The organism is Paraburkholderia elongata (assembly GCF_013177735.1).
Classification (GTDB): Bacteria; Pseudomonadota; Gammaproteobacteria; order Burkholderiales; family Burkholderiaceae; genus Paraburkholderia; species Paraburkholderia elongata.
This window is the reverse complement of record NZ_WOEZ01000351.1, coordinates 1-5,592: the sequence shown is the minus strand read 5'-3', so window position 1 is coordinate 5,592 and position 5,592 is coordinate 1. Positions and strand designations below refer to the sequence as shown.

Sequence of the window (5,592 nt, the reverse complement as noted above, 5' to 3'; positions counted from 1 at the left end):
GAAAACGCGAAATCACCCGGTTTTAGGGTGTCGCTTCACCCTTCCCGAGTCGTCACCAAGCCAACACAGCGCGATCTGAAGGTCGAGTTTTTCGATCGGCCCGCTTGACGTGGGTTTTCACACACCCTCGACCCAATACCGCCACGCGGAACGAAGCCAAGTTAATGGCCGCTTCATGAGCCGAACCGTCGCTCGAATGGCGACATCACCGACGCAGCCAACGACAGCTACTGGCCGAACCCCATCGGTCGGTCAAAACCGTTGCAATAAGCGCGCACCGGCGTTGGCTCATACCGAACTGGCGAGCTGCGTGTACGATAGGACCCGTTGACTTATGAGTCTCAGGAGGCACCATGAAAGCGGTGGTGTGCCCGCTGCACGGGCCAACGACCATCATCCGCACGAACGCGCAGGGGTTTCCGGTGTATGCGTGCTGCTGCGACGACGTGCCGTATGTAACGCCCCCGGACGCATGTACGAGGGCGCCGACGCAACGCGGATCTGAGCCGCGACAGCAACCCCGACAACCGAAATCGAAGCAGGAATGACACTGAAGATCAGCCTGCTGCCAGTGTGCTGAGTCGCAGTTTTGGACACGTGGGCTGTATTACTGCCCACCTTCGCGAATCGTCAGAGCGTTCTTCACGGACGTAACGCCAGAAACGCCGTTCGCTATCGAGCCTGCCTTCTCGATCTGTGACGGATCGGCGACCCTTCCAGCGAGCGTTACTGCGCCACCTTTCGCGAGTACATTGATGCCCGCGGTATCGACACCGCCCTTCGAAAGCGCCTGAAGCACTTTTTTGCCCAATGTCCGATTTGCCTTCCTGACGGCGGATTTCGACGTCCCTTGCGTTGCCGTCGATGTGGCAGAAGATTCGCTTTCCTGTGCCCACGCATTGACGGAAGCGACAACAATCAATGCAGCACCAGCGAGCTTGAGTGTTCTGATTGCGTTCATTGGCTGCTCCAGTATCAATGACCTAACGGAAGACCCTCTCCAGGATCCCGAAGTACCGCCACTTTACAAGCATTCACGCACATGGGGGTGGCCGTTTGCTGCAGCGCTCGGCCTTGTATCGATGGATGAATCTCCCCGCCAGGTGTTTTTCCGGCTCTTCCGTGTGAACACAATCTCCAAACTGCATCCGTTTTCGGATTTACAGTATAGAACTCTGATCTGGTAGACATCGTTGGCCGCTTTCCGATCGTCCGAATGATGGCTACTTCCCCCGAGATGCGACCGGCTCAGATCGACCGGCATCTGCCCTTCGGATCGACGCCGCCACAACGGCGGCTCTCCAAGGTACTACGGCCGTTCATCCTTTCAGGGCCCGCGTCATCTACCGAGGTGAGCTTTCATACCCGGAAGCTCGTGGCCGTTCCTCAATGGCCGGTTTCGTGCAGCGTGGATATGAACGTGTCGTCATAATTCGTGTTTTGCCCGCAGTCAGGGGCAGCCTTTGCAAGGACATAGCCGCCCGTCACCAAACAGAGCGAGTCAGCGCTAGCCACCAGGAGTCTACTGAAGTGGACATCGGCGCGCAGCGCTAGGCCAGAGCTTCCCCCGCGCGTCGAACGTTAATGCGCAGTTGCTGTGAGCACTTCGCTTCTGGGCGCATTCGCTTCGCCATATTGCCGGTTCAACGTCGCCGACAGCTATCTCGTGTTTACATCGCTTGTCTGCGCCTTTCGACCATCGGTGAAAACGTGAACACTGCCTAATACCGTCTCGCCTTTCTTTGAGAATAAATACGGGGAGATTCATGCGATGTCCCTTGGCATGCATGCGCCTGTCGCTTGCCTCAGTCAAACCCGCCATGTTCCACTTTTCCCCGTTTTTCCGGAACGGTGAGCGGTGGACTTCGCGTCGTCGAAAGTATTGCGTCGCTTAATTCATTTTTTATATAAAAGCTCTGCTGCCACAGCAATAACAGGCAGTCCTTCTCCATTCCCTGGCCGCCTCGGCATCGGCAATGCCTCGCGCTCAAAGCAGCGCAGCGCATCAAGACCCAACTGATCGGTCGTTATCCTGTACATAGAATCATCAGACGATTTGTACATGCCTGTCCCGACACAGCAAATAAACAACACTCCGTAACAAATATCTGTGCCTCAATGAAAGGACAGGCTACGCTCCCATTCACGGTCTTATTGCTCGAGCTTGGGAAGAATTCTCCCAGTCCGCTCACCAATTACTGTGGATTACTAATGAAAAAAATACTCATTTCCAGCGCCGCTGGCGCACTTTTCGCTGCCGCGGCGTCGTCGGCATTCGCACAAAGCTCGGTCACGCTGTACGGCATCGTTGATGAAGCCATCCGGTATCAGACGAATGCTGGCCCGGGTGGTAACGACCAGGTCGCCATGACGTCCGGCCCGGAAACCCACAGCCGCTGGGGCTTGAGGGGCAGTGAGGATCTGGGGGGCGGCTGGTCCGCAATCTTCCGCCTCGAAAACGGCTTCGAAGCCTTCAATGGGCAACTACACGTCCCCGGCACACTGTTCAGTCGACAAGCTTTCGTGGGTCTGTCGAATAAAACGTGGGGCTCGCTGACCTTCGGTAGGCAATATGCGCCGGCCTACGACACCTTGGGCGATATCTTCGACCCGCTGACCGTTGGCAACTATTGGCAAAACAGCTGGATGTATAACGGGATCGGGCCTTACCTCGAAATCAACAACGCGGTCAAGTACAAGGGCAGCTTCGATGGCCTGATGGTCGATGCCCTTTACGGCTTAGGCAACCAGCCGGGCGCGCTCGGGCTCGGCGCCATCTACGCCGCGGAACTGACGTACACGTACGGCCCTGCCATGCTCAACGCAGGCTTCCAGCAAGTCTCCGTGCCGACATCTGCGACCGGCTCTTCGGTCGGCACCAGTGTCGGCAGCGCAATCAATGGCGCGAAGACCACCTTCCTGCACATCAGCGGCGCGTATCAGGTCACCCATGACATCCGCCTGCTGGCCGGTTGGCTGCGGGGGCAGGACAAGACTGGTTTGACCGACAGCTACATGCAGCAATCTGGCGCGCCGACACTGAAGGGTGCCAGCCCCAACCGTATCGACAACACCTATTACGTCGGTGCGAACTGGCAAGCCATGGCTCCGCTGCTGTTCACGTTCGCCTACTACTACGGGCAGACGCGCAATGCTGAACTGCTCGACGGCTCGCTCGGCCGGGGGGTGAACCAATCGGCTACCGTTCTCGCCGAATACTCGTTCACGAAGCGCACGGAAGTCTACGCGATCACGGACTTCGCGCGCGGCACAGGCGCCTTCTCCGCCGACTACCCGGGCGGGGTCAACGGCGAGGGCGTTCCGACCAACACCATTGGCCGGACCAATCAAGTGGGCGTGGCAATCGGACTTCGCACGATGTTCTAAAGACGCGTTCATACCCTCCGACGCGGACCCCGCGTCGGGTGCACGGGCCAGCGCAACAGCGTCGGCCCGCGCGCCCTTTCTCGATGAGGCGAGTTTCCCGCTTCGATGCTTTCAGCGGTTATCTCTTGCGAAACTAGCTACCCGGCGATGCCACTGGCGTGACAGCCGGTACACCAGAGGTTTGTCCACTCCGTTCGTCTTGTACTAGCCCTACCTTCGCACACTTGGCGCCACCTCCGAGGGGCCGCCTAGCCGGAACGCGGCGGAAATATTGGATTTCGCTTGATTCTTGGCCTTGAGGATGCTACATGAAAGAACATGCACATCTTCGAACGAGAAGTCAACGGCCATCGCTACCGTATCGCAGCTCAGTCGGTGTGGGATGCCGAGCGAGGGCGCTCCGTCGCACGCCAGGTTGTCCTGGGGCCGGCTGAGCCGCCACCCTTGGCGGATCTGCGTGCCACGCATACGGTGGGCACGCGCGGGGTCGGCGATGTCGGGGCGTTGATCTGGGTGGCCGAGCAACTGGATCTGGTGGCGCACATCGATCGGGCATGCGCAGGGGTTGGCGCGAAGGGCGGCCCATCGGTAGGCGAGTTGGCTGTGGCAGTGGCGATTCAGCGGGCGTGCGCGCCCGGACCCAAGCGCGAGCTGGGGGAATTTCTGGATGCGAGTCTGCCGCGCTTGTCGTGTTTGCCGGGATCCGCGTTCAGCGGGCAGGCATTTCATCGCGTCGCGCAGCAGGTTACCGAGCATCAATTGGAGCAGGCGCAGGTAGCGGTCGCGAAAGCTGCCGTTGCCCGGTTCGAGCTTTCCGCGGACGTGCTCGCGTTCGACACGACGAACTTCGATACGCACATCGACACGCAGACGCCGGGCGAGCTGGCCCGGCGTGGACACGCCAAGAGCAAGAGAAAGGACCTCCGGGTGGTAGGGCTTGGCGTCCTGGTCAGTGAGACGGGGCATGTGCCGCTGTTGTATCGGACGTATCCGGGCAACGGCTCGGACCAGGCGGTGCTCGCGGCATGCCTGGGTGGGTTGGCGCAGCTGCACGAGGCACTCGACAGCGGTGAGGCTCGCGCGCGACCGGCGCAGCGTACGCTGGTACGAGACGGTGGGTTTTGGAGCCCGCAACTGGAGCTCGATCTCGACACCGCCGGCTACTACAGCCTCATTTCGTTGCCGCTCGGGCACAAGGCCGCGGAAGAGGCGTTGCAGATGGCGGCGCAGCGCGGTGCCATGAAACCGCTCTCGGGCAAGCTCAGCGAAGTCCGGGCGGCGCGCATTCGGACTACCGTCGGAGAGTTGGATCGCACGCTCGTTGTGGTGGAGAGCCAAGAATTGCTGGCGGGCCAGAAACGCGGGATCGCGGCGGCCCTGCGCAAAGCGAAGGTGGAACTGCGCACGCTGGAGGGGCTGATCCAAAAGGGCCGCATCTCGCGTAGCCGTCTGGAGCTGCGAGTCAACAAGGCGCTCGCTCGGGAACACCTGTCGAGCTTCGTCGTGACCACCTTCGCCGGAAGCGAAACGGCACCGACCTTGCACTGGCACGTCGATGCCGCATTGCGCCGCGAGCTGGAGAAGACGCGGCTCGGCCGGCGGGTACTGTGCACCGACCGACATACCTGGACCACAGGTCGGATTGTTTACGCCTTCCGAGGTCAGTGGAAAGTCGAGGAGCTGTTCCGCAGAGCGAAGAAAGGCGGTGTCGTCCCCTGGGGGCCATCGCACCAGTGGGCCGATGGGTCGCTGCGCCTGCACACCTTCGCGACCGTTCTCGGGTTGATGCTCGTGAGCCTGGCGAAGATCGCGCTCGGAACGGACGCTTCCGCCCGTCAGACGATGGAAAGCCTGGCTGAAATCAAGGTGACGTTGGTGCGGACCACGACCGGAGGCGCAGGACGACGGCCAACGGTGATGCTGGCGCCAGAGCTCACGACCGAGCAGCGCCGCGCAGTCAAGGTCTTCGAGCTGGCGAGGTGGGCCCCTCAATTATTTCATGTATGACCGATCAGCCTTTACTGCCATGTCTGCCCGGCGAAAACCATCGATCCGGCGCTCCGCCATGCGAAGGTAGGGCTAGGAGACCGTCGGAGTTGAGGTGAAGCGTAATTCAAAACACTTCAAGGTCCGACTGAGTTCGCGCCGGTTTGCGGACTCACTTCGTCGTCGACACGCAATGAAAGCAATTTGAAGGCTGATTGG

The 5,592-nt window shown here is 60.2% G+C and carries 3 protein-coding genes; 2 read left to right on the top strand and 1 reads right to left on the bottom strand.

Translation table 11 applies throughout. The annotated features are described in order from the left end of the window. Nucleotides 1–607: 607 nt before the first annotated feature. The gene (locus tag GNZ13_RS51435; protein ID WP_172179102.1) at nucleotides 608–961 is read right to left on the bottom strand and encodes a BON domain-containing protein; all 354 of its coding nucleotides are present in this window, start codon (nucleotides 959–961) and stop codon (nucleotides 608–610) included. A 1,250-nt stretch (nucleotides 962–2,211) separates the two neighbouring features. On the opposite strand from GNZ13_RS51435, the gene GNZ13_RS51430 reads away from it, so the two are divergent. Both GNZ13_RS51430 and GNZ13_RS51425 read left to right on the top strand, forming a co-directional pair. After that, nucleotides 2,212–3,387, top strand: coding sequence for a porin (locus tag GNZ13_RS51430; protein WP_172179101.1), 1,176 nt, complete (start codon nucleotides 2,212–2,214; stop codon nucleotides 3,385–3,387). 318 nt (nucleotides 3,388–3,705) lie between these two features. Next, nucleotides 3,706–5,394: an IS1634 family transposase gene (locus GNZ13_RS51425; RefSeq protein ID WP_172179100.1), complete on the top strand. Its 1,689-nt coding sequence runs from the start codon at nucleotides 3,706–3,708 to the stop codon at nucleotides 5,392–5,394. Nucleotides 5,395–5,592: the final 198 nt, after the last annotated feature.

Bases quoted from the DNA above. Each gene is read 5' to 3' on its own strand.
- GNZ13_RS51435 (WP_172179102.1), bottom strand. From the start codon at position 961: ATGAACGCAATCAGAACACTCAAGCTCGCTGGTGCTGCATTGATTGTT.
- GNZ13_RS51430 (WP_172179101.1), top strand. From the start codon at position 2,212: ATGAAAAAAATACTCATTTCCAGCGCCGCTGGCGCACTTTTCGCTGCC.
- GNZ13_RS51425 (WP_172179100.1), top strand. From the start codon at position 3,706: ATGCACATCTTCGAACGAGAAGTCAACGGCCATCGCTACCGTATCGCA.